This window comes from Brachybacterium sacelli, assembly GCF_017876545.1.
Classification (GTDB): Bacteria; Actinomycetota; Actinomycetes; order Actinomycetales; family Dermabacteraceae; genus Brachybacterium; species Brachybacterium sacelli.
This window is the reverse complement of sequence record NZ_JAGIOD010000002.1, coordinates 990541-1012321: the sequence shown is the minus strand read 5'-3', so window position 1 is coordinate 1012321 and position 21781 is coordinate 990541. Positions and strand designations below refer to the sequence as shown.

Here is a 21781-nt window from a genome sequence, read left to right as displayed (position 1 = left end):
GCACCGGTCTCCGGGTACAGTGTGGTGCCGCCGTGCCCAGCACGGCGACCCCACCATTCTGTCAGGTCAACCTGCGAGGAACCTCTCGATCCGATGACAACTCCCGACACGGACCCGCTCGACGCACCCACCGCCGCTCTCGCCGCCGCGGTGCTCGAGGTGGCCCGGCACGTCGAGGACGGGCCGCTGGCCGCGCCCCGGCTCTTCGCGCTGGCCCGCAGCGCAGAGCTGACGGCCGCCTCCCCCTCGCTGGCGGCGCTGCTCGGCGCCGACGGCGCGGGCGAGGATGCCCCCGATGATCTGCAGCTGACCCCGATCGACCTCGACGACGGGTCCCAGGACGCCCGCGGTGAGGACCCGCTCTCCGCGCTGGCGACCGTTCAGTGGCCGGACCTGGCGGCCGGTGGCGCGATCGCCTGCGAACTCGCACCGACCGCGTGGTCCGTGCGCGCTGAGGAGGGCGCTGAGGAGCTGCCGGAGGGGCGCGCGCTGCGTGTGGTGGTGGCCGCGCACACCGACGGCACCACCTGGTCAGCCGTGCACCGCGGCGCCGAGCACGGGTACGTCCTCGGCGCCGCGCTGCTGCCCGACATTTCCGCAGCCCTGCTGCAGACGCTGCGGCCCGCCGACTGAGCGACCTCAGAACGCCGGTGCCAGGTCGGGGTCCTCGACCGACTCCTCGGTGAGTGCCGAATCAGTCTCCTGGGGCGTCTCCGGGAGCACCTCCCCGCTGTCGGGATCGAGGTTGGGGGCGTCCTCGGACTTCATGGGACGCGTGAAAGTGCTGGTGCCGAAGCTGAGGTCGTGGCCGATGGCCTCGGCCTGCAGGGTCAGGCTGTACCGCTGGACGCCCTCATCCGTGGTCCATTCGCTGCTGCCGAGCCGCCCGGTGACCACCAGGGGCTGGCCCTTCTTCACTGACGCCACGAGATGGCGGGCCAGCGCCCGCCGGGTGTAGACGGTGATGAACTCCGTCTTGCGGTCGGTGAAGTCGCCCTTCGAGGAGTCGTAGTAGCGCCCGGTGACGGCGATCCGGACGTGGGCGGTGTCGTCGCCGCTCTCCTGGACGCGCGGGGTGGGATCGGCCGTCGCGTTGCCCATCAGGGTGGTGTGGATGTCGCGCATGGTGTGGTCCTTCCTGAGGTGCCGGGTTCCGTCCCGGCCTCGGCTCGGTGCCGAGGGTCCTCAGCGTCCTCAGGGACAGGTGTCGGAACCAGGCCCCCGGCGATCCTGTGGACGAGCGGCCCCTGTGGAGGAAGGATCCGCGCGGGGCGACGCGTACGCGCAGCGGCCGGCCCCCGTGACGGGGACCGGCCGCTGCATCGACGAGACGTTGATCAGGCAGCGCCCTCGGGATCGGTGCCGGTCGGTGGGACCGGCCCGGATCGGATCAGGCCTGGGGGATGACCAGCGAGGAGCCGGTCGCGCGAGCGGTCTCGAACCGCTTCTGGACGTCGGCCCAGTTCACGATGTTCCAGATCGCCTTGACGTAGTCCGCCTTCACGTTCTGGTAATCGAGATAGAACGCGTGCTCCCACATGTCCAGCTGGAACAGCGGCACCGTGGCCACCGGGACACCGTTCTGCTGATCGTAGAACTGCTCGATCACGAGCTTGCCACCGATCGGCTCGTACGCCAGGATCGCCCAGCCCGAACCCTGGATACCCAGCGCCGCCGCCGTGAAGTGATCGCGGAACGCATCGAAGGACCCGAAGAACTCATCGATCGCCTGCGCCAGCTCACCGGTGGGCTTGTCCCCACCCTCCGGCGAGAGGTTCTTCCAGAAGATCGAGTGGTTCGTGTGCCCACCGAGGTTGAACGCCAGATCCTTCGAGAACTGGTTCACCGTGGCGAAATCACCGGCCTCCCGGGCCGCCGCCAGCTTCTCCAGCGCCGTGTTCGCACCCTTGACATAGGTCGCATGGTGCTTGGAGTGATGCAGCTCCATGATCTTCCCGGAGATCGAAGGATCGAGCGCCCCGTAGTCGTAGTCGAGATCCGGAAGCGTGTAGTCCGCCATGGCAGTCCCTTTCGATAGACGTTCGGTCGTACTCGCGCGCTCCGTCCGCGGAGCGCAACGTCTCCATCCTTCCACCTTTCGGCGCGCATGGCATGGGCCGGTGCTGCCGAGTTGCTTCCCGGTCTTCTTCCCGATCCGCCCCGTTCGTCGTCCGGTCGCGGGACAATGGCCGCGTGAGCACACCGCCCGCTCCCGCGCTGCCGGAGAGCCTGCACCCGGCGACCCGGGACTGGTTCGCGGGTGAGCTGGGCTCCCCCACACCGGTCCAGCTGGGGGCGTGGGAGGCGGTGGCCGGAGGCGAGGACGCCCTGGTGATCGCACCGACCGGCTCGGGCAAGACGCTCGCGGCCTTCCTGCGGGCACTGGACGACCTGATGTTCGCCCGCACGGAGGAGCACGTGCCCACCGAGCGCACGCGGGTCCTGTACGTCTCCCCCATGAAGGCGCTCGGGGTCGACGTCGAACGGAACCTCCGTCGGCCCCTGACCGGGATCGCCGAACGGGCCGCGGCCCACAGCGCCGAGATCACGCCGGTGCGGGTGGGCGTGCGCTCCGGCGACACCACCCCCTCCGAGCGGCGCCGCCTGATCGCCCATCCACCCGACATCCTCATCACCACCCCCGAGTCGCTGTTCCTCATGCTGACCTCGGCCGCGCGCGAGACCCTGCTCGACGTCAGGACGGTGATCCTCGACGAGGTCCACGCCCTCGCAGGCAGCAAGCGCGGCGTGCACCTGGCGCTCTCGCTGGCGCGACTGGACGCGCTGATCACCCGGGCCGGCCCGGGTCCCGTGCGCCGCCGCCCGCAGCGCCTGGGGTTGTCGGCGACCGTGGAGCCCGCCGCGGAGGTCGCCCGGTTCCTCTCCCCCGCCGGGAACGCTGCCCGGGTGGTCGCCCCGGAGGGGTCGAAGCGCTGGGACCTCGGGGTGACCGTGCCGGTGCCCGACATGGACGACGTCGTTCCACCACCGGACGCGATCGACGAGGAGGACGTGGAGGGCACCCTCTGGCCGCACGTGGAGCGCGCGGTGCTCGCCGAGGTCGAGGCGCACCGTTCGACCATCGTGTTCTCGAACTCCCGGCGGCAGGCGGAGCGGCTCACCGACCGGCTGAACGCGCTGCACCGCCGGCTCTGCCCCGCGACGGAGGACCTCACGGCGGCGAGCGACGTGACCGGAGCGGGAGCCGAGGGGGACGCCAGGGCCGACGGAGACGGCGAGGCCGAGCTCCCGGGGCACGAGATCGCCCGGGTCCATCACGGCTCCATGTCCAAGGAGGCGCGGAAGCAGACCGAGGACCTGCTCAAGGCCGGGGAGCTGCGGTGCGTGGTGGCGACCTCGACCCTCGAGCTGGGGATCGACATGGGGGCGGTGGACTGCGTCGTGCAGGTCTCCTCCCCCTTCGCCGTCGCCTCCCTGCTGCAGCGCGTGGGCCGGGCCGGGCACGGGGTCGGGGACGTCTCGCGCGGACGGCTGCACCCGCTGCACCCGCTGGACGTCGTCCACAGCGCCCTGATGGTGCGCGAGGCGCGCGCGGGCCGTCTCGAACCGCTCGAGGTGCCGCGCAACGCGCTGGACGTGCTGGCCCAGCACACCCTGTCGGCCGCGGCTCTCGACGAGCTCGATGTCGAACGCTGGCTCGAGGTGGTGCGCTCCGCCGCGCCCTATGCGGACCTCCCCCGCAGCGCCTTCGACGCCGTGCTGGACATGCTCAGCGGGCGGTACCCGTCGACCGCCTTCTCGGAGCTGCGCCCACGGCTGGTCCACGACCGACCTCGCGGCGTGCTCACCGCGCGACCCGGCGTGCAGCGCCTGGTGGTCACCAACGCCGGCACCATCCCGGACCGGGGGCTGTTCCCGGTGTTCCTGGCCGCCGGTCAGGAGCAGGCCCGACGGGTCGGCGAGCTCGACGAGGAGATGGTCTACGAGTCGCGGCGCGGCGACGTGATCACCCTGGGCACCTCCAGCTGGCGGGTCGAGGAGATCACCCATGAGCGGGTGACCGTCTCCCCCGCACCGGGGTTCTCCGGGCGGATCCCCTTCTGGCACGGCGACGGGGCGATGCGTCCGGCGACCCTGGGCCGGGCCATCGGGGAGTACCTGGAGGAGATCGCCGGCCAGGATCTGCCGCAGCGGGAGCGCGGGCTGCTGGAGCTCGGCCTGGACGATGACGCCCGCGCGCAGGTGCATCTGCTGCTCGAGCGGCAGGAGCAGTCCGCGGGTGTGGTGCCGAGCGCCTCGAGACTGGTTCTCGAACGCTTCGTCGACGACCTCGGGGACTGGCGGATCGTGGTGCACTGCGCCCTGGGAAGGCGGGTGACCGCGCCGTGGGCGCTCGCGATCAGCGACCGGCTGCAGGAGTCGGGCGCCTCGCAGGTGCAGGTCGTGGCCTCCGACGACGGCATCGTGCTGCGCCTGCCGCAGGGAGCCGCCGCGCCGACGGCCCGGCTGGTGCTGTTCTCCTCCGAGGTCATCGAGCAGACAGTCCAGCACCTGGTGGGCTCCTCCGCCCTGTTCGCGGCGCGTTTCCGGGAGTGCTCCGCGCGGGCACTGCTGCTGCCCCGCCGCGTACCCACCTCACGGGCTCCGCTGTGGCAGCAGCGCCAGCGGTCCGCGACCCTGCTGGATGCCGCCCGGGACCATGCGGACTTCCCGATGATGCTCGAGGCTGCCCGTGAATGCCTGCTGGACGAGTACGACCTGCCCGCCCTGACCCGCTTCTTCGAGGATCTCGAGGCGGGACGGGTCGAGGTCCTCGAGGTCGACGTCGACCAGCCCAGCCCCATCGCGCGTGCGGTCATGTTCGGGTACGAGGGGCAGTTCCTCTACGACGCCGACGCGCCGCTGGCCGAGCGGCGCACCGCGGCGCTGACCCTGGACCAGTCGGTGCTCGCGGAGCTGCTGGGGACCGTGTCGCTGCGGGAGCTGCTGATGCCGGAGGCGATCGCGCAGGTGTGCGCGGATGCGCAGCTGCTGAGTCCGGAGCGCGCGATCCGCGGCGCCGAGGACCTCGCCGACGCCCTGCGGCGACTGGGTCCGCTGAGCCCCGCCCAGGTGCTGGCGCGTTTCGAGCGGACCGAGGGGGCGGTGGACCCGCTGGCTGCGCGCACGGCGATCGATCAGCTCACGGACTCCGGCCGGGTGATGCCCCTGCGCTGGCACGACGAGGAGCATCTCGCGCTGGTCGAGGAGACAGGACTGTGGCGTGACGCCGCCGGGGCCCAGGTGCTGCCCCACGGCGCGGAGGCGACGCTCGCCCCGGAGGTCCTGGAGCAGGTGCCGGACGCCGCCGAGCAGGTGGTGGCCCGCTGGGCCCGGTCCCGCGGCCCCTTCACCGTCGAGGAACTGCTCGAGGACCTGCCGGTGCCTCCGGCGACGGCTCGCGGCGCGCTCGCGGAGCTCTCGGCGCGTCGGGTACTCGCCAAGGGCGCCTTTTTGCCCGGTCGCGAGAGCGAGGAATGGGTCGACGCCGGGATACTGCGCCGCATCCGCCGGGTCTCGCTCGCCGCCGCCCGGCAGGACATCGCCCCGGTGAGTCCGGAGACCTTCACCGCCTTCACCGTGGACTGGCACGGGATCGGCGCGACGCCGGGGGTGCACGGCGGGGCCGATGCCGAGGATCCCTCGGAGGCGGCGGAGGCGCTGGCCGACGTCGTCGACCAGCTCACCGGGCTCGAGGCGCCGCTGGAGGTGTGGCGCGAGGACCTGCTGCCCGTGCGCCTGGGCCCGTCGGCCTCCCATCAGCTCGAGGAGGCGCTGGGCCGCGGGGAGGTGCTGGCGACCGCGCGCCGCAGTGGGTCGGCCGAACCGCTGGTGCGCCTGCACCTGGCTGACGCCCTGGCCCTCGGTCTCGACCGCGACGCCGTGGAGGCGGCCCGGGCGAGCCTCGCGGAGGACTCACTGCCGAGCCAGGTGCTCGAGGCGCTCGAGGACGCCGTGGGGCAGGTGCGGCTGTCGGACCTGGCCGCTGCGGTGCGACGACGCCGCGGCGAGGAGCGCACCCTCCCGCTGCCCCAGGTCGCCGACGCCCTCGAGGAGCTGGCCCTGGCCGGGCTCGCGACCCCCGACTCCCTCGCCGCCCTTCCCGGTCGCGGCACCTCCGCGCGCTCCTCCCCCGCGCCTCGGCGCCCCGGTTCCTCGGCGGCCCGGCGCGGCCGGCGCGGCGCGGCGCGGCTGTCGGCCTCGCTGCTGCGTGCAGAGACCGACGACTCTGCCCTGGCTTCCCTCACCGGCCCGGCGGCCCTCGGCCGGTGGAGCGCCGTGCGGGTGCCCGCAGTGGATCCGTCGGCCCGCCGCGCGGCACGCGTCGCCCTGCTGGTGGACCGCCACGGTCTGCTCACGCGGGGTGCCGTGGCGAGCGAGGGCGTACCGGGCGGCTGGTCCTCCGTGTTCCGTGAGCTCGCCGATCTCGAGGATTCCGGCGCGGTGCGGCGCGGCTACTTCGTCGAGGGGCTCGGTGCCGCTCAGTTCGCCCAGACCGCCGCCGTCGACCGGCTGCGGACTGCTCCGTCCCCGGACCGGCCCGTGGTGCTCTCCGCGATCGACCCGGCCTCGCCCTTCGGAGCGGTCCTGCCGTGGCCGGAGGCCGGTGGCGGCAGCAGGCCGCAGCGACGCGCCGGCGCCCACGTCGTGCTGTTCCGCGGACGAGCGGCCGCCTACCTCGAATCGGGCGGACGATCACTGCTGTGGTGGTCGCCCGAGGAGCGCGAGGTCGAGGACGAGATCGCCGGCGTGCTGGCCGAGGCCGCGGGGGCGGGTCGGCTCGGCCGGGTCTCCCTCGAAAGGCTCGACGGCCTCGCCCTGACCACGCCGGAGGCGGAGCAGTCCGCGGCGATGCGGCGGGCCGTCGAGGCTCTGCAGCGCGCCGGGTTCTCCCGGTCCCCGAAGAGCCTGCGCTTCCACGGGCGCTGAGGTTCCCGTACCCGGTCCGGAGCCGCCGCGGATCCTCGGTAGACTCTGGGGCCGTCAGCCCCCATAGCTCAATGGATAGAGCAACGGCCTTCTAATCCGTAGGTTGCAGGTTCGAGTCCTGCTGGGGGCACCTGACCTGGTCTTTCGCCCGATTAGGTACATCCGGTACCGGCGAGGGGCGAGTTAAGAGCGAGAAAAGATACATGAGGCGTCAACGGATAATGCCTGCCACTGCGCTCACATCGACGTTGCGGTCAACGTACGCAGACCATGAGGTGGCCGGGTCGTGACCCATGACGGCCATGATCACGCGGGCGTCCACTCCGGCGTCCATCAGCTGGCGCTCCACAGTCCGCCGAAGGGTATGGAACGTCACCCACGGAAAGCCGGCCCTGTCCAGAGTCCTGCGCACCGCCTTCGACGCGGTCGCGAGGTCGGGGACACCACCCATCTGGGCCGGGAACACGAAGTCGCTTCCCGGGCCGGTGGCCGAGCCGTCCAAGCGGGTCTTGAGCGCATTTGCCTGACGGAACCGCAGAAGGTCTGCAGCGGCAGGGGGCAGCGGGACGGTCCGTTGGCTCGATTCCGTCTTGAGCTTTGGCTCCCACTTCCGATCAGCGCCGGAGCCGAACACCTGGCCCTGGACGCTCAGATACGAGTCCTCGTCCGCAAGGTAAACGTCCACCCATCGCAGGGAGTTTGCTTCTGCGATCCGAAGCCCCGTGTAACTGCCGAGGACGATCAGGTCGGACACGTCGAGGCGCTGCCGCGGCGACGGCTTCCTCACGGCGAGTCTCAGCTCGGCAAGATGCTCACCTGCGAGCGAGTTGTCTCGAGGCCGCGTCGAACCGTTGCTGTACACCCGTTTCCCCCGTGTGGCGTTGCGGCTGGGGAGTTTGAGCCCAGCTGCGGGGTCGGAGTTGATGTGTCGCCGTGCGATCCCTCGGGCCATGGCCTTGCGCCAGATTGCACGCAGCTGCGGGAGAGACCCGGCACCGCCGGCGTTCTCGACACGCTCCACCTCGTCAGCGAGGTCGGCCGGAGTCAGGCGATCGATTGCGACCCCATAGATCGGCGACGTGTACTCACGTGTCCGCCGGATATGTGACCTTCTACCCTCATCGTCGCCAGCCGCAGACGGCGAGTAGCCAGCCCATCGATATGCAATCCCGAGGTAGGTTCTCTGCGAGTTCGAGGATTTGATGCTCGGATCCCGCCCTTCGTCGATTCGAACCACAGCCCAATCGACGAGTTCGCCGAGTGTAGGCACCGACGCTTCTGGACCGGAGGTTCTGCGACGTTCAGCGGCGATCACGAGCTCGAGCGCGGCCAGGGCCGCAGCGGGCGTCGTAGCCGAACGGGAGAGCTTTGTCGTGGTCCCATCGGCTAGACCCATCCGGGTGCGGGCGCGCCACTGCCGACCGCGCTTTGCGCGCGAGAGGCTGGAATCAGAGGGATCTGCTGACTGCCACGCCCCTCGATCTGTTCGCACGTAGTAAGTGATCTTGGTGAAGTCGCCAGGAGCTGTCTTGCGCCGCGTCATCGGGCCAGACCTTCCCGACCCTCGAACACATCCGCGTATCCTCTGGAGTCGGCCTCAGCCGCATGGTCCTTGCGCGACACCGTCGCATTGCTGTGCTTGCCCATGCAGTTGTAGCCCCAGTAACGTGGGCCTGACATCGCGTTGGTCCTCCTTGACGGATCTCGTAAGAGGGCCCGGGTAACGGCCGGACCTCTCCACTTCGCTACTCGCCCCCGATCTCGGTCCATCGAGCTCGGGGGCGATGGCTTATCGACGTGGACACCGTGTGGACCACCGAGTCAACGCCGACCTCACCGTAGCGCGCCCGAGCCGCCAGGTGCGCGCACGAACTTGAGCGACCAGCGTCTGCACCGCAGGAAGGGGCGGCAAGGTGGCCGGATCCCAGAACGTGCCCGCTGGGCACGCACTACGCATCACTCCACCTCTGCCCAATCCATTGAACTTCGGCGTCAGTCCGGATTAGCGCTCCGATCGCATAGTCGCACAAAACCATCGGACGCTCTTATGTCCGATAATGGCGGTTATCGGACAATGGACGACATAACCCCAGCTAAGCTCGTGCTCCCCACTGTCGTCGGTGATCGCTGTAGACGTACCTGTGGGCACTGAACGCGCTCCACACAAATCTTCAGCGTACCGCGAAAACTGAGCGATGCTCGCTAGAACGTTGGTGGCATGGCATGATCAAGCTATGCCGATCGTTCGCAGCACGAAGCCCGACCTCGAGGAGCAGGTCCCGGTCGCCCTCGCCGCACGCATCGCGGGCATCGACCGCTCGTCCCTGGCCCATCTCGTCGACCACGGACTCGTCCCCACGCTCGACCTCGGCGCCGTCCGATCCCTGGCCACCAGCGGCGAGGTCGCCGCCAAGCCCGCTGACGACCCTGGACACCTCGTGATCCGCCTGGACATCGACCCCTCCATGCAACGGGTCGTGGACATGAGCGACGCACAGCTCTCCCGTGCCGTGGAGGGACCACACCGGCTGCCTGCGGCTTATCGCGGACGCGAGGTGTTGGTCAGCGTGCGCGGGTTCGTCATCGCCACCGGCCGGCTCGACTCGATGGGCGACCCGGTGGCGCTGCGCACTGACCGCCGCGGCCGCGAGATCGCCGCCCGTTCCATCTCCGTCAACATCGAGCGACGCCTGAACGACCTCTCCACTCGGCCCAGCAAGGCTGTCGGCGAATCCCGGTGGCTCGGTCGCCGAGCTCGCGTCGGCACAGGTGGTGCGGTCCTGCCGCTCGCCCCGTGAGATCGGATCAGGGGCCATCTGACGACCCGGCGTACACGGAGCTGCGTCGGGTCGCATCCGCACGCCGGCGCGAGGTCCATGCCTCCGGGCTCAGCGTCCAGGACTGGCTCGAGAACCGTTGGCGGGAGCTGAACGCTGCCCAGCGACCCGCTCGAGTGGACACGGACGTCACGTTCTACGCGTCCGCGCCCGACCACCGCCACATCACCGCGTGGGTCCCAGTCCACCAGATCACCCAAGGCGGCTTCGAAGCACGGTGGGGCGAGGTCAACAACCACCCGGAGTCCTTCCCCAAAATCCTCCACGGGCTGCTGGATGGATCTACGCGACAATGGATCGACCACATAGGAGTCGTCTCCTTGCGCCGCTTCGATGGCCCGAACGGCCCCACGTACGCAGTGTCACTGGACGGACGACACCGGGTCCACGTTGCGAAGGCGCTGGATCTTCCCTACCTGCGCGCGTCCTACGCCGACAACCGGACCTGGCCCAGTCGCGGCGATGAGGTGAGCAGTCCACGAGAGTACCTCGAGCACATGCGACTGCTCGGCCGCATGGGAATCCTGGAGGACCTGCGGTGGACCGGCTCGTTCCGCCCGGGTATTACAGGACGCCTGACCGGCGACATTCCCACTCCGTGGGCGCTCGAACCGCCATTGAGCGGGTGGCTGTTCTCGACCCAATACTCCAAGGTGTACCCGGAGTACGCCATCACCCCGTTCTACGCTCTGACCAGCTCCGCGAAGGTCGCCGCTTCACTCGACTACTTGGTCTCGATAGCCCCGGATCCAGTGCGAGCGCGCCGGGCTCAGCGGCGCTCGACCATCCCGCTCCGACTGGCGGTGCGTCGATCGTGGCATCGAGTGCGGACCCGGCGCCCATTGCGCGACGAGGCATACTAGGTGGAGATCCCAACGAGGGGGTGGCCACCATTTGCGGACGCTTCACACTGTCATACGACGGCGCCGGCTTGCTGCACGCCTACACCGCCACGAGCGATGACAGGGCGGCCGAGTGGGAGCCGACCTACAGCATCGCCCCGCGCACGAAGGCCCCGGTAGTGCGCGAGTTCGTCGACGACGACGGCGAGATGCACCGCGTTCTCGAGCTCGCACGATGGGGACTGCACCCCTCGTGGGCGAAGGACAAGGGCCCGAGACCGATCAACGCACGCCTGGAGACGATCGCGACGAACGGGATGTTCCGCGGACCATTCTCGAGCGGTCGCGCCGTCGTACCGATGACTGGCTACTACGAATGGGTCGCTGCTGACGACGGTAAGGACCCGTACTTCATCCACCACCCCAATGGGGGCCTGCTGCATGCCGCCGGCCTCACCGCAGCCCGCAAGGCTGAAGACGGCGAGAGCTGGGACATCACCTTCACCATCGTCACCCGTGAGGCGCGGGACGCCGGCGGCGAGGTCCACGACCGGATGCCGGTCTTCCTGACCGACGACGCACTCGAGGAGTGGCTCGCTCCCGGGAAGCTCGAGAAGGACCAGAAAGAGCCGCTGCTGGGGCTCCTCGAAGACGTCTCGACCGCGATCGCCGGCCAGCTGGTCACTCGCCCCGTGGACCGGCAGGTCAACAACGTCCGCACGCTCGACCGCAGTGATCCCAGCCTGATCGAACCCCTACCTCGGTGACGCGCCCATAGCCCCAGGGGCCTTTTGATACTTTTTTATCTGGCCTGGTTCCTTTATACTTAGCGCATGTCGTCGAACCTCTTCCGCCCCTCCTTCGGATCCTTCCCTCACCACCTGGTGGGCCGCGACGAGCTGATCGACGAGTTCGAGGACGCCTTCGGAGACCCAATGGATCCCTCAGGGCTGACCGTACTCCTGTCCGGGCAGCGAGGCATGGGCAAGACAGTGCTGCTGGACGCCTACCGGCACGCAGCCGAGACCGACGGATGGCTGGTCATCACCGAAAGCTCCAGCTCCGGGCTCCTGGGCCGACTCACGCGCGACCACCTCCCTCGCCTCCTCCAGCAGCACTCCGGCAGACCATCGATGCAGCTCGAGTCGGCCGACCTGGAGATCGGCCCGGTCGGAGCCGGTGGCTCCTGGACCGACCACTACCCGGCCGAATCCACCCTCCGCTCCCAGATCACCGAGCTCACCAGCGCCCTCGCCCCGCAAGGTCGCGGACTGGTCCTCACCATCGATGAGATCCAGGCAGCCGATGTCGAGGAGCTGCGCAAGCTCGGGGAGATCGTCCAGTACGCCCGACGAGAAACGCGACCGTTCGCCTTCGCGGCCGCCGGCCTGTCCACCCCGATCGAGGAGCTCCTCGACCACGAGGGAACGACCTTCCTCCGTCGGGCCGACCACCACTACATCGGCCGCGTCAACCGCCCTGACGTGCGCACCGCGCTCGCACAGACGATCGCCGACGGCGGCCGCGAGATCGATGCCCAGGCGCTGGACCGCGCAGCTGACGCCATCGAGGGCTACCCGTTCATGATCCAGCTCGTCGGCTATCACTCCGTACGCAACCAGAAGGACGGCGGCCCCGTCACCGTGGAGGCCGTCGCAGCCGGCATCGACGCGGCACGCCGTCGACTCGGACGACACGTCCACACGCCCGCCCTGCGCCCGCTGTCACCCGTGGATCGCACGTACCTGCTCGCCATGGCGCAGGACGACGGCCCGTCCCGCACCGGAGTGATCGCCGAACGCTTGGGGGTCATCCCGCAGTACGCCGGCGAGTACCGACGACGACTCATCCGTGACGGGATCATCGAACCGGCAGGCCACGGCCTCGTCCGCTTCACAATCCCCTACACCGGCGACCACCTGCGCGAGCACGCCGCGCACGATGCCTTCGGGGACATGAACGGCACCGGTTCGGCGGACCGACCCTGACACGCGGGGCGTGCATCCACGCCCACGAGAGGATTCGATATGGCCGACACCGCACCAGGGACCACGCGGGCAGAGCCCGGACGCTTCTCCCTCCGCCGTGACGACTCCAGCATGACTCTCGCCATCGACCTCGACACTGCCACGATCGAGCTCGACCTGTCGCCCGCCGATGTCCAGCAACTCCGAACGCTTCTCTTCCTCGTTGGCCAAGAGGAGAAGGCGCCCTCCAAGGCAGATGGGCCGCGGCCCGCGCCTCCGAGCATTCCGAGCTCCACGCCATCGGCGGCTGCGCCCGTGTTCTCCACGGACAGTGGAGACCCCATAGAGGACACTCCGGTGGATGCTGACAGCCTGTACGTGCTCTCCTCCGCCCTGCCGTACATGAAGAGGCTCGGATTGACCAAGCAGGACCTCATCGAGGCGATCGAGCATCCCGACGATGAGTGGATCGACCAAACTGGCAAGGCGGCCGTGGTCGTGCGCGGCGAGTACGCAGCGGCGATCGGACTGAACGACCAGGCCGTCATGTCGGCGATGACCTCGACCCGAGCACGAGAGACTCGTCCGAGTCACGACCGTCGCCCGTCCCCCAAGCACAGCGGCGGAATTGGCACGCGCTACCCGACGACCCTGCGCGAGCTCACGACTCTTTTGGCCGCCCGCGGAGCCACTGTCGAACGCACTGGCGGCGGCCACATCGACGTCACCTACCAGGGACGACGCAGCTCCCTCCCGTCCACGCCGTCAGACCACCGGAGTCTCCGCAACGCCATCTCGACGCTGGAGAAGACCCTCGAACTGGACCTACGGCGCTCCTGACCAGGTATTCCACAGGCACACATCCCCACATTCCCGGGGGTCCTATGAGGCGACCCCTCCGCCCACTTCCTCGGTGTCCGCAACCGCTGGAACTCACGGAGGGAACCACCATGACCGATCTCGCCGAGTACGCAGACCCCCAACTGCTCGAGAGCCCCCGAACCATCCGCCTGGTGCTCAGGGCCGCAGCGTTCAGCGACGACACAGAAGTCCTCGACGGACTCGCTCGCTCCGGCGTCACCTCCGAGGTGCTGCGCAAGATCGCCCACAATCCCGCCACCACCGAGCACACTCTGGAGTACTTGGTCGAGCGCGACGAGCGGTGGATGACGTACCCGGTCACCAGGCGAACCGACCTCACCACAGAGTTCGTCGACCGCATCGCGCGCCGTCTGACGGACCGCAACGCGATTTACCACGCCGCCTCCGCTCCCCGCGCCTCCGCCGAGACCCTGCGATTCCTCGCCGAGCACCCCAGTGCACCGGCTGGCACCACCGGGCTCGTCGCCGACCGGATCGCGGAGTCCCCAGCCGTGGCAGCCTGACCCGCACCGACACGAGGACCACGGGAGGTCACCGATGGCCGCTCGCACCTGGATCACCACTGCATGAGCATCACGCGAATCTGCTGACCGAAGCATGCGGCGCATAGAACAAGACCCCGAGAAGAATGCTTCCCGGGGTCTTGTCACACCCAGTCATGGCCCCATCCGCCAGCGACGCGACAATTCTAGCCGAGGCAATCATTCAGACACCATCATTACTGGTCACGAGGTTGCAGAATGTCCCGCCGCAGAGGCATCCCGCCCACTGTCCTGGGTGAGCGCACCCCAGCGGAAGGCCCGGAAATGCCTGCTCTTGTCGAAGCTGTCTCCACCAAGGATCTGCTGTCGATCCGCGACCTCTTGGCAGAGGAAGCCCGACACCGCCTCCGACACGTCTCGCCAGGACTGGTCCCCGGTTGCACGATGGTGTGCGCCATGTGGTCAATAGTGCTATTGGCGAGAACCCGGGGCGACGACGACGCCGAGAACATCGCCCGGTGCATGCTCCACGACTGCCTCAACCTGTTGGAGGCCGCCTGACCGGCCCGCGACAGCGCCCTCGCGCCCACTGGTTGGGAGAACAGGAACAACCGATCAGGAGGGCGGGCATGGCGATCAGCCATTACGAGACCCTGGGCGTCGACCAGGACGCCACGCGGGTCGAGATCGCTGCCGCGTTCCGCGCCCAGATGCGGGCGCTGCACGCCGACGCCGGCGGCGGCGACGACGAGCTCGCCAAGCGCGTGAGCTCCGCGTACAACGTCCTGTCCAACGCCTCCAAGCGGGCCGCCTACGATCGCACCCTGGCCCAGTCCGGTGCTGTGCGACCCGACCCCTCCCCCGCTTCCAGTACGCGACCCCCGAAGGCGAAGCGATCGCGCGTGTTCTCACCCAGCCCAGATGCTCTCGGGTTCTCGATGATGGACGTGAATCCAACCGCATGGGACTGGCACCTCGCGGCTGAGAGCGCCGAGGCGTCCACAGGGACATCGGCCTCCGCGGGAATCGGCCGCAAGCTCCTGTCGATCCTCGCCTTCGTGGCATGGGCCGTGGCAGGCGCGGCTGCCGCATCCACCCTCGGCCTTCCCCTGGCCCGTATCGAGGCGTTGTCCGTTCCGCTGGCCCTCGCGGCCGGTGCCGGAGCTCATCTGGCCTGGTCCGCGCTCACGGTCACTCGAGTGATCACGACTCGATGGGGTCTGTTCCTCTCCCTGGTCATCGCGCTTTTCGCAGCCGGAGTGATCTACCTCGACGCCGGGACACCACTGCCGACGATCGGCGCCGGTCTGTGCTTCGGCGCCAGCGTGTCCACGACCTACCTGTCCTTCGGCATGGCATTGGCCCGCTCGGGGCGCCGCCGCGGCGCCGGCATCATCGACACGTCGTTCATCACCCAGGTCGGGGCAACGAACCTCGGCGATCGCCACCCCGATATCGACCGCTTGCTCGGCGCCTTGAAGGGTGCCTTCGGCCACCGCGCAGGCGTACGGGTCATCCTCCTGCCGGACCGGGTGACTCCGCGTCCGGGCGGGTCCGCTGTGCGATCGCAGGTCGCAGTCATCGTGGGCCGCTCGATTCACCTGGTCGCGATCCCTCCTCTCGGAGGAGACGGCCTCGAGATCGCTGGCCCAGAGATCGTCAGCGACCGGAGTGTGCACCGCAACGTCGTGCGCGACGAGGTCAAGGCCCTTGCTGCACGCCTCGGTCGCGCGGGTCGTGCCCATGGGTACATCGTGCCGACGAAGCTCTCCAACGAACCGCCGGCCGACACGACCGCCCATGGGGTAACCTTCGGATCCCTGACGCAGGTCATCGACGCCATCGGGCAGGACGCCGGCCGGGATCTCGACAAAGAGAACGCCCTGTTCCGTCAGCGGGCACTGGAGTCGATGTCGCTGCTGGTGTGACACGTGCACGCGGCCGATCAGGAAGAGCGCTCAGAGCTCGGTTCGCCCGCGCAGGCTCAGACCTCGCGCCAGCCCTCCGGGAGAGAGACGGGAAGAGTGTCGGACTCGGTGACGTACAGCAGGCCGTCGTGGTCGGCGAGGTCGTCGTAATCGAGATGGAGGATCCGGGTGTCCGCGTCGAAGTCGATGGCTTCGGCGGAGGTGAAGCGCTGAGAGACGTCGACGACGACGAGGGAGTCCTCCTCACCGGTGCGCGGGTTGAGGACCGCGGTCTCGATCCACTCGCCTTCGTCGTCCTCGTGCGCGGGGACGACCGTGACGGCGGGCGGGTTGAAGCCCTCGGAACGGAGCGCGGTCTCGACGGCATCGAGCACGGCCAGCGCGTCGTCGGGGTGGTCGGTGATCTGCTGGCTGAGGCCGGCAAGGGTGCTCATAGTCTGCTTCTGTGACTGCGCCGTGTCTGCTCACTTGTTCAGTGGGCGTGCGGGCCCCGCGGCGGGACATGGAATGCAACTGCGCGACGGAGCCCTCAGGAGCCGATAGCTACGTCGGCCTCGATGATGTGGGAGAGCTCGTGCGCGGCTACCGGGCGCCGCCACGCATCCCATCCGACATGGATCTGCCGCGGAGCCCCTGTCGCCGATGCCGCGTGAGTGTGGCCGTGCAGCAGCACCGCACCCTCATCGCGCAGACGCCACTGCGTCTCCCGCGGGTCGTCGGTGCGATCTGCCGTGTAGGGGAAGTGGGACAGGGCCACACGGTGTGGCACGGGGCCGTTGCGACGCGCGAGCTCTTTCGTCGGTGCGATCTTCACGGTCGCGAAGGTGCCGGCCCACTCGATGCCCAAGCCGAGCGTCTCCCGCAGTGCACCGATGGATTTCTCGCCGAACAGAGGGTGCGCACGGTCGTGGTTGCCCAGGACCAGGCGAATGCGCCCATTCAGCCGCGGAACAATCCCCGCCAGGCGCCGTGGAGCAACCAGCGCAAGATCGCCCAGGTGCCACACGATGTCCTCCGGCTGCACGTGCCGGTTCCAGATCGCGATGATCGCCTCGTCATGCGCGACGACCTGCTCCCCGGTGACGTCTCGGGTGGAGCCCGCGCCGGGGGCATAGCCGCGCTCCCGCGCCATCAGGCGCTGGAGAAAGTGCGTGTCGGAGGTGAAGTGGACGGCGGGCATCAGGCCTCCCCCTCCTCGAAGAAGAACGACTCGCGATGCCCGGTCTCGTCGGCGACGGTGGCGCGGATCATCGACGCGGTGCCGTCCGCGTACCAGGAGTTGTCGCAGCCCGCGCCTCCGCAGCCAAAGGACTCGACGACCTGCTCCTCCATGTACGGTCGCCCCTCGTAGACGTAGTCGATGTGGGAACGCGCTCGGCAGCAGGGGGTCCGCATGTCCATGCGGGATGCCCGTTCGCGGTTCTCGACGGCCATGGACCTGCTCCCCTCGTGCCACTGGGCCGCGGAGTGCGGCGACGCCCAGAGAGTGGGCGGGCGAACTATCCGGCGGGACATTCGTGGCATTGCGTGCCCGCGAGAGCATCCACGAGCTCTGGCATGTGGAAAGGGGCCATGGCGGAGTGGCCGCTACTGGTCGCGAAGATCCTGGTGGAAGCCGTAGCACTCCGTGCCGTGCCGTCAGGCGGCAAGGTTCTCGAATGACCGGGCAGCGACTGCGAACTACGGACTCGGCAACGTAGGTCTCCTGCCCCGAGTGGATCGCGCCGATCGGCCTGCAGGGCCGCCATCGTCAGCTGGCGTCGCGGTAGTCAGCGAATGCCTCGCGGGTCACGCCGAGCACATCGTTCAGCCGGGCGCCGAGCTCGCGTCGAGCTGCCGACCCTGTGATGCCAAGCTGCTCGGCAATCTCGCCTCGCGTAGGGAAATGCCCTTCGGCATGGTGGGCGAAGTAGGCGTGTGCGACGTCGGTCATGAGTACGGGTTCGCGGGTGGGTGTGCGGCGGCGGGATTGGCGCCTCTCTTCGTCTTGTTGTTCGCATTGGGTGATGACGGCGGCGAGGCGTTGGCGGCGTTCGTGGAGGGTGATGTCGGGCTCGTCCTGGGTGATCAGGCGCGGTTCGACGGCGGTGTCCGCCTCTGGAAGGGGCACGGCCTTCAGGGTCCGCAGACTCTTCTCGGTCACCAGTACCGACTGCCGGGAGGCGTCCTTGCGGGTGGCTCGCATGCGGGCGTTGTGGAACTGGACCAGTTCGGGGTCGGTGGGGCTGTGCTGGTGCTCGAGCTCGAACAGCTGGCGGGACTTGGCCAGGGCTCGTCCTCGGCGGTCTCGGGCGGTGTCGCCGGGGACGCCGGCGGTGCCGTTGAGCAATCCGCGGCTGCGGTCCTCGCGGATCCAGTAGCGGGTCTCCTTCTCGAGGATGGTGGGGAGGTTGTGGGAGTAGTTTGAAGCGCCCTGGGTTCCGTTCCGGCTTCTATGTGGGGGCCGTTGAGGGCTCCCGGGTCTGAGCGTAGGCCTTCTCGACCTCGATCGGAGTCGAGTAGTCCAGGGCCTGGTGGAGCCGCTGGTGGTTCCACCAGTGGACCCAGTTCATCGTCGCGAATTCGACCTCGGTGACCGACGGCCAAGCGGGCCGGGCGTGGATGAGCTCGGCTTTGTAGAGCCCGTTGACCGTCTCTGCCAGGGCATTGTCATAGCTGTCGCCGCGGGAGCCGACAGAGGCAGCGATGCCCGCTTCGGCCAGGTGCTCGGTGTATCGAACGCTGACGTACTGACTGCCACGGTCGCTGTGGTGGATCAAACCCCCGATGGCCTGGTCTTTTGCTGCGATCAAAGCGTGTTCGAGGGCCTCGAGCGGGAGGTCCTCTGTCCGCATCGTCGCCCTTGTTGCCCAGCCCGCGATCCGGCGGGAGAACGCATCGATCACGAAAGCCGTGTAGCAGAATCCGCTGGTCGTGCGGACGTAGGTGATGTCTGCGACCCAGAGCCGGTTCGGTGCGGGAGCCTCGAAGTTCCTCTCCACGAGATCCGGCCGTCCATCGGGCAGCGGCGAGGGCTGCGTGGTGCGGGGCGTCCGCCCGCGGATCACACCGTGCAACCCGGCTTTGCGCATCAGCCGAGCGCACTGATCACGACCGATGTCCCAGCCCTCACGCCGCATCGCGTGCCAGATCTTCCGCGCCCCATAGACCCCGTAGTTCTCGGCATGGATGCGCCTGATCTCTTCGATAAGCACGCGATCGCGCAGGTCACGGTCGCTTGCCGGTCGAGTCTTCGCGGCGCGGTAGCCGCGTGAAGTGATGAATCCACCCTCGGTCGCCGCGAGGGTGCGGCAGATGAGCTCGACCCCGAACTGATCGCGATACATATCGATGTAGGCGATCATCTCGTCGAGGGGCGGTCGAGCTCCGCGGCGAAAAACGCTGACGCTGACTTCAGGATCTCGTTCGCCCTGCGCAGCTCCGCGTTCTCACGCTTGAGCCGGCGAATCTCGGCCTGGGCCTCGCTCGAGAGCCCAGTTTTGGCCCCTGCGTCGATCTGAGACTGCTCGATCCAGCGCCGCAGCGACTCCGTCGAGATGTTCAGCTTCGGCGCGATCTCCTTGATCGCCTGATACTGCGTCAGGCCTTCATCGGCCTCCATACGGTCCACGACCATGCGCATGGCACGGTCGCGGAACGACTGTGGGTACTTGCTCGGCATGTTCCAATCCTCCTCGTATCAGGATCGGAACGGAACCCAGGGCGCTTCAGTTGAAGACCTGGCTGGTGCCGGTGGCGGCGTTCTTGGCGCGCCAGCGGTTCTGGATCATCTGCATGAGGGCCTGGCCGAAGTAGGAGAACGCGGTCTCTTTGTCCTTGTAGTCGAGGTGGGCGATCCTCTGGGCGCGCTTGATGACCCGGGAGATCTCGACCTCGTGCTGGAGGAGGAACTCGTCGAGCAGAGCTCGTGCCTGGACATCATCGTGGCTGTGGAGGATCTGGCACATCTCCGCCTTCCACGGCGAATCCACCGTGTCACGATCACACTCACACGCCCGATGATGCTTCGTCCGAAGGGACGTGGGGGAAGGTTTGAGGTCCAGGGCCATCAGCCGGCCCTCCACTCTGGTGTGGTGGGAACTACTGTGGGGTGACCGTGCATCGATGCTCTCCCCGAGCGGCGTTGCGCAGGGTTCACCTCTTCGGAGCGCCAGGTCGTGTTGACGACGGCGGGGTGCTCGCGACTGCAGGTCACGGCGCAGGTGTGTCCGGTGTCGTGGGTCGTCATTGAGTCTCCTCGCAAGAGGGCCTGATGCTCGATGCCGGCAGCCCTGCCTTGGGCTGCGCGGTAGTCCGGTGGGCCAAGAAAGACGACCCTAGGGCGTGTCTGTAGGTGCGGCCCAACCCTCACACACGCATCTACAGATCGCAACCCATGGATGCGACGACCCGCCCAGGTCGCATCTACAGATTGCACCCGGGGTTCGCCTGCGGTACGGTCGGCACGACGTAACTCGCGTCTAGGGGCGCGCCCTAGTGGCCGGGATCGGAGAGTAGGAGTCACGGATGTCGAACGAGTCGCAACCCGATGCGCCGCACCCGGATGACCTTCCGAACCTGGCGGAGCGCCTCGACCTGCTATTTCGCACGGTTCCACGCAGCAGTCACGATTCCGAGCTCCACTCCTCCGCATCCGTCGCAAAGGAACTGCAACAGCAGAACATCCAGGTCACCCCGAACCACATCCGAGCTTTGCGGACAGGCCGGCGTGGAAACCCCTCGTTCCGGCTCCTCGCGGGGCTCGCCGAGATCTTTCAGGTGCCGCTGGACTACTTCGTCGACGAATCGGTGTCTGCGGAGATTCAGGAGTCACTGCAGGCACTCGTTGCGATGCGTGACACCGGGGTGCAGCAGATCATGATGCGTGCACACGGGGTGTCTACGGAGAGCCTCGGCCCAGTGCTGTCGTTGCTTGACCAGATTCGACGCATGGAAGGCCTCGACACGAGTGGCGAACAGGAAGACACGAATGCTTGATACATCATCTCGGCTAAGCCTGATGGGCCGTCTCATGCCAGGCATTATGCGGCTGCGCCGCTCGAACAAGAACCATCGCACTCGCGACCGGGTGCAAAGCTATCTGGACTACCGAGTTCGCAACCCTGAGCCATCTGATCCCCCGAGGCAACCCCAAAAGGACGTCTCAATCAGCGAGAGCGCCGAGCACGGCTGGCGCGTGTTCACTGTCTCTCCAACAGGCGCCGAGGCACATGGAACCGTGGTGTACCTACACGGCGGCGGCTGGATGAACGAGGCGGTTTCTCAGCACTGGAAGCTCGTCCAGCAGATCGCAGCAGAGGCATCGGTGAAGGTGATCCTGCCCGCATACCCACTGGTGCAGGCTGGAGGGACTGCGGAGACCGTAGTTCCGATAGTGTCGCGCATCAGTGAGCGAGTAGAGGGGCCACTGGTGCTGATGGGGGACTCCGCAGGAGGCACTATAGCGATGTCCACGAGCTTCCTGCTCAAAGAGCGGGGCCGACCGGCTGACCTCACGGTTCTGATCGCCCCGGCACTCGATATGCGCATGCAGAATCCCGAGATGGATGAAATCCAGCCATTGGACCCGTGGCTTGTAAAGAAGGGTCAACTACTCTTGACCGAGATGTGGATCGGAGAGAACGGCAATGATCCGATCCTCAACCCGTTCCTGGGCAACACGCGAGGAGCTGGCAAGATTCTCGTATTCAGCGGGACTCGAGACCTCCTCAATCCCGATACTCGCATTTTCGTCCGGAACGCGATAACAGCTGGCGGGGACGTCGACTATTACGAGCAGGATGGGCACTTGCATGTATACCCCTTGCTGCCCACACCGGAGGGCAAGCAAGCACGGAACGCTATCGTGAACGCTGTACGAAGGACCACCGAGACGCGTTAGGAACCAGCCATGCTCCGTCGGGGCAGGAACTC

21 protein-coding genes, 1 tRNA gene and 1 other annotated feature are annotated in these 21781 nt (G+C 68.1%); of the genes, 13 read left to right on the top strand and 9 right to left on the bottom strand.

Going from position 1 to position 21781, the window contains the following annotated elements:
• The first annotated feature begins 93 nt into the window (after nucleotides 1-93).
• Nucleotides 94-633, top strand: a complete 540-nt coding sequence (locus tag JOF43_RS18955; RefSeq protein ID WP_209904648.1) for a PPA1309 family protein — start codon at nucleotides 94-96, stop codon at nucleotides 631-633.
• Between the two features lie 6 nt (nucleotides 634-639).
• On the opposite strand, the gene JOF43_RS18950 is transcribed toward JOF43_RS18955, so the two are convergent.
• Together JOF43_RS18950 and JOF43_RS18945 are read right to left on the bottom strand one after the other, a co-directional pair.
• The gene (locus JOF43_RS18950) at nucleotides 640-1125 is read right to left on the bottom strand and encodes a single-stranded DNA-binding protein (RefSeq protein WP_209904646.1); all 486 of its coding nucleotides are present in this window, start codon (nucleotides 1123-1125) and stop codon (nucleotides 640-642) included.
• Nucleotides 1126-1390: 265 nt separating this feature from the next.
• A complete protein-coding gene (locus JOF43_RS18945) occupies nucleotides 1391-2020 on the bottom strand; it encodes a superoxide dismutase (RefSeq protein WP_209899416.1) in 630 nt (209 codons plus the stop codon).
• A gap of 173 nt (nucleotides 2021-2193) precedes the next feature.
• Here JOF43_RS18945 and JOF43_RS18940 point away from each other — a divergent pair, with 173 nt between their 5' ends.
• Both JOF43_RS18940 and JOF43_RS18935 read left to right on the top strand, forming a co-directional pair.
• Nucleotides 2194-6930, top strand: a complete 4737-nt coding sequence (locus JOF43_RS18940; RefSeq protein ID WP_342592232.1) for a DEAD/DEAH box helicase — start codon at nucleotides 2194-2196, stop codon at nucleotides 6928-6930.
• 57 nt (nucleotides 6931-6987) lie between these two features.
• Nucleotides 6988-7060, top strand: a tRNA-Arg gene (locus JOF43_RS18935).
• Between the two features lie 81 nt (nucleotides 7061-7141).
• On the opposite strand, the gene JOF43_RS18930 is transcribed toward JOF43_RS18935, so the two are convergent.
• Nucleotides 7142-8473 carry a site-specific integrase gene (locus JOF43_RS18930; protein WP_209904642.1) on the bottom strand — a complete coding sequence of 444 codons (1332 nt, stop codon included), beginning with the start codon at nucleotides 8471-8473 and terminating at the stop codon, nucleotides 7142-7144.
• Between the two features lie 691 nt (nucleotides 8474-9164).
• On the opposite strand from JOF43_RS18930, the gene JOF43_RS18925 reads away from it, so the two are divergent.
• From JOF43_RS18925 to JOF43_RS18890, 8 genes are all read left to right on the top strand, one after another.
• Nucleotides 9165-9728 (top strand): hypothetical protein, encoded by a 564-nt coding sequence (locus JOF43_RS18925; RefSeq protein WP_209904640.1) that lies wholly within the window; start codon nucleotides 9165-9167, stop codon nucleotides 9726-9728.
• Nucleotides 9725-10630: a hypothetical protein gene (locus JOF43_RS18920; protein ID WP_209904638.1), complete on the top strand. Its 906-nt coding sequence runs from the start codon at nucleotides 9725-9727 to the stop codon at nucleotides 10628-10630. Before JOF43_RS18925 ends, JOF43_RS18920 begins: the two co-directional genes overlap by 4 nt.
• A gap of 20 nt (nucleotides 10631-10650) precedes the next feature.
• Nucleotides 10651-11376, top strand: a complete 726-nt coding sequence (locus tag JOF43_RS18915) for an SOS response-associated peptidase (RefSeq protein WP_342592231.1) — start codon at nucleotides 10651-10653, stop codon at nucleotides 11374-11376.
• A gap of 66 nt (nucleotides 11377-11442) precedes the next feature.
• Nucleotides 11443-12597: an ATP-binding protein gene (locus JOF43_RS18910; RefSeq protein ID WP_209904636.1), complete on the top strand. Its 1155-nt coding sequence runs from the start codon at nucleotides 11443-11445 to the stop codon at nucleotides 12595-12597.
• 336 nt (nucleotides 12598-12933) lie between these two features.
• On the top strand, nucleotides 12934-13416 hold the full coding sequence (locus JOF43_RS18905; protein ID WP_209904635.1) for a hypothetical protein: 483 nt from the start codon (nucleotides 12934-12936) through the stop codon (nucleotides 13414-13416).
• A 110-nt stretch (nucleotides 13417-13526) separates the two neighbouring features.
• Nucleotides 13527-13961: a hypothetical protein gene (locus tag JOF43_RS18900; protein WP_209904633.1), complete on the top strand. Its 435-nt coding sequence runs from the start codon at nucleotides 13527-13529 to the stop codon at nucleotides 13959-13961.
• 303 nt (nucleotides 13962-14264) lie between these two features.
• A complete protein-coding gene (locus JOF43_RS18895) occupies nucleotides 14265-14501 on the top strand; it encodes a hypothetical protein (RefSeq protein ID WP_209904632.1) in 237 nt (78 codons plus the stop codon).
• Nucleotides 14502-14569: 68 nt separating this feature from the next.
• On the top strand, nucleotides 14570-15868 hold the full coding sequence (locus tag JOF43_RS18890) for a J domain-containing protein (protein WP_209904630.1): 1299 nt from the start codon (nucleotides 14570-14572) through the stop codon (nucleotides 15866-15868).
• 56 nt (nucleotides 15869-15924) lie between these two features.
• Here JOF43_RS18890 and JOF43_RS18885 read toward each other — a convergent pair whose 3' ends face one another.
• The 6 genes from JOF43_RS18885 to JOF43_RS18860 all read right to left on the bottom strand — a co-directional run bounded on the left by JOF43_RS18885 (nucleotide 15925) and on the right by JOF43_RS18860 (nucleotide 19839).
• A complete protein-coding gene (locus tag JOF43_RS18885; protein ID WP_209904628.1) occupies nucleotides 15925-16302 on the bottom strand; it encodes a hypothetical protein in 378 nt (125 codons plus the stop codon).
• A 95-nt stretch (nucleotides 16303-16397) separates the two neighbouring features.
• Nucleotides 16398-17048 (bottom strand): metallophosphoesterase, encoded by a 651-nt coding sequence (locus JOF43_RS18880; protein ID WP_209904626.1) that lies wholly within the window; start codon nucleotides 17046-17048, stop codon nucleotides 16398-16400.
• The gene (locus JOF43_RS18875; protein ID WP_209904624.1) at nucleotides 17048-17302 is read right to left on the bottom strand and encodes a hypothetical protein; all 255 of its coding nucleotides are present in this window, start codon (nucleotides 17300-17302) and stop codon (nucleotides 17048-17050) included. Before JOF43_RS18875 ends, JOF43_RS18880 begins: the two co-directional genes overlap by 1 nt.
• Before the next feature lie 316 nt (nucleotides 17303-17618).
• Nucleotides 17619-18197, bottom strand: a complete 579-nt coding sequence (locus JOF43_RS18870; RefSeq protein WP_209904622.1) for a hypothetical protein — start codon at nucleotides 18195-18197, stop codon at nucleotides 17619-17621.
• A 103-nt stretch (nucleotides 18198-18300) separates the two neighbouring features.
• Nucleotides 18301-19529 (bottom strand): IS3 family transposase gene (locus tag JOF43_RS18865; protein ID WP_209901451.1). Its coding sequence is split into 2 segments (ribosomal slippage): nucleotides 18301-19238 and nucleotides 19238-19529, totalling 1230 coding nucleotides; the frame shifts between segments, so codons are not numbered across the junction.
• Nucleotides 19149-19251, bottom strand: a sequence feature (AL1L pseudoknot). It overlaps the preceding gene by 103 nt.
• A 46-nt stretch (nucleotides 19530-19575) precedes the next feature.
• A complete protein-coding gene (locus tag JOF43_RS18860) occupies nucleotides 19576-19839 on the bottom strand; it encodes a hypothetical protein (RefSeq protein WP_209904620.1) in 264 nt (87 codons plus the stop codon).
• A 535-nt stretch (nucleotides 19840-20374) separates the two neighbouring features.
• On the opposite strand from JOF43_RS18860, the gene JOF43_RS18855 reads away from it, so the two are divergent.
• Together JOF43_RS18855 and JOF43_RS18850 are read left to right on the top strand one after the other, a co-directional pair.
• Nucleotides 20375-20845, top strand: coding sequence for a helix-turn-helix domain-containing protein (locus JOF43_RS18855; protein WP_209904619.1), 471 nt, complete (start codon nucleotides 20375-20377; stop codon nucleotides 20843-20845).
• A gap of 22 nt (nucleotides 20846-20867) precedes the next feature.
• Nucleotides 20868-21749, top strand: coding sequence for an alpha/beta hydrolase fold domain-containing protein (locus tag JOF43_RS18850; protein WP_209904618.1), 882 nt, complete (start codon nucleotides 20868-20870; stop codon nucleotides 21747-21749).
• Nucleotides 21750-21781: the final 32 nt, after the last annotated feature.

What these genes read in the sequence shown, in the direction of transcription:
- JOF43_RS18900 (WP_209904633.1), top strand. Translation starts at nt 13,527, where the DNA reads ATGACCGATCTCGCCGAGTACGCAGACCCCCAACTGCTCGAGAGCCCC.
- JOF43_RS18930 (WP_209904642.1), bottom strand. Translation starts at nt 8,473, where the DNA reads ATGACGCGGCGCAAGACAGCTCCTGGCGACTTCACCAAGATCACTTAC.
- JOF43_RS18910 (WP_209904636.1), top strand. Translation starts at nt 11,443, where the DNA reads ATGTCGTCGAACCTCTTCCGCCCCTCCTTCGGATCCTTCCCTCACCAC.
- JOF43_RS18950 (WP_209904646.1), bottom strand. Translation starts at nt 1,125, where the DNA reads ATGCGCGACATCCACACCACCCTGATGGGCAACGCGACGGCCGATCCC.
- JOF43_RS18945 (WP_209899416.1), bottom strand. Translation starts at nt 2,020, where the DNA reads ATGGCGGACTACACGCTTCCGGATCTCGACTACGACTACGGGGCGCTC.
- JOF43_RS18925 (WP_209904640.1), top strand. Translation starts at nt 9,165, where the DNA reads ATGCCGATCGTTCGCAGCACGAAGCCCGACCTCGAGGAGCAGGTCCCG.
- JOF43_RS18875 (WP_209904624.1), bottom strand. Translation starts at nt 17,302, where the DNA reads ATGGCCGTCGAGAACCGCGAACGGGCATCCCGCATGGACATGCGGACC.
- JOF43_RS18955 (WP_209904648.1), top strand. Translation starts at nt 94, where the DNA reads ATGACAACTCCCGACACGGACCCGCTCGACGCACCCACCGCCGCTCTC.
- JOF43_RS18895 (WP_209904632.1), top strand. Translation starts at nt 14,265, where the DNA reads ATGCCTGCTCTTGTCGAAGCTGTCTCCACCAAGGATCTGCTGTCGATC.
- JOF43_RS18885 (WP_209904628.1), bottom strand. Translation starts at nt 16,302, where the DNA reads ATGAGCACCCTTGCCGGCCTCAGCCAGCAGATCACCGACCACCCCGAC.
- JOF43_RS18855 (WP_209904619.1), top strand. Translation starts at nt 20,375, where the DNA reads ATGTCGAACGAGTCGCAACCCGATGCGCCGCACCCGGATGACCTTCCG.
- JOF43_RS18880 (WP_209904626.1), bottom strand. Translation starts at nt 17,048, where the DNA reads ATGCCCGCCGTCCACTTCACCTCCGACACGCACTTTCTCCAGCGCCTG.
- JOF43_RS18890 (WP_209904630.1), top strand. Translation starts at nt 14,570, where the DNA reads ATGGCGATCAGCCATTACGAGACCCTGGGCGTCGACCAGGACGCCACG.
- JOF43_RS18850 (WP_209904618.1), top strand. Translation starts at nt 20,868, where the DNA reads ATGGGCCGTCTCATGCCAGGCATTATGCGGCTGCGCCGCTCGAACAAG.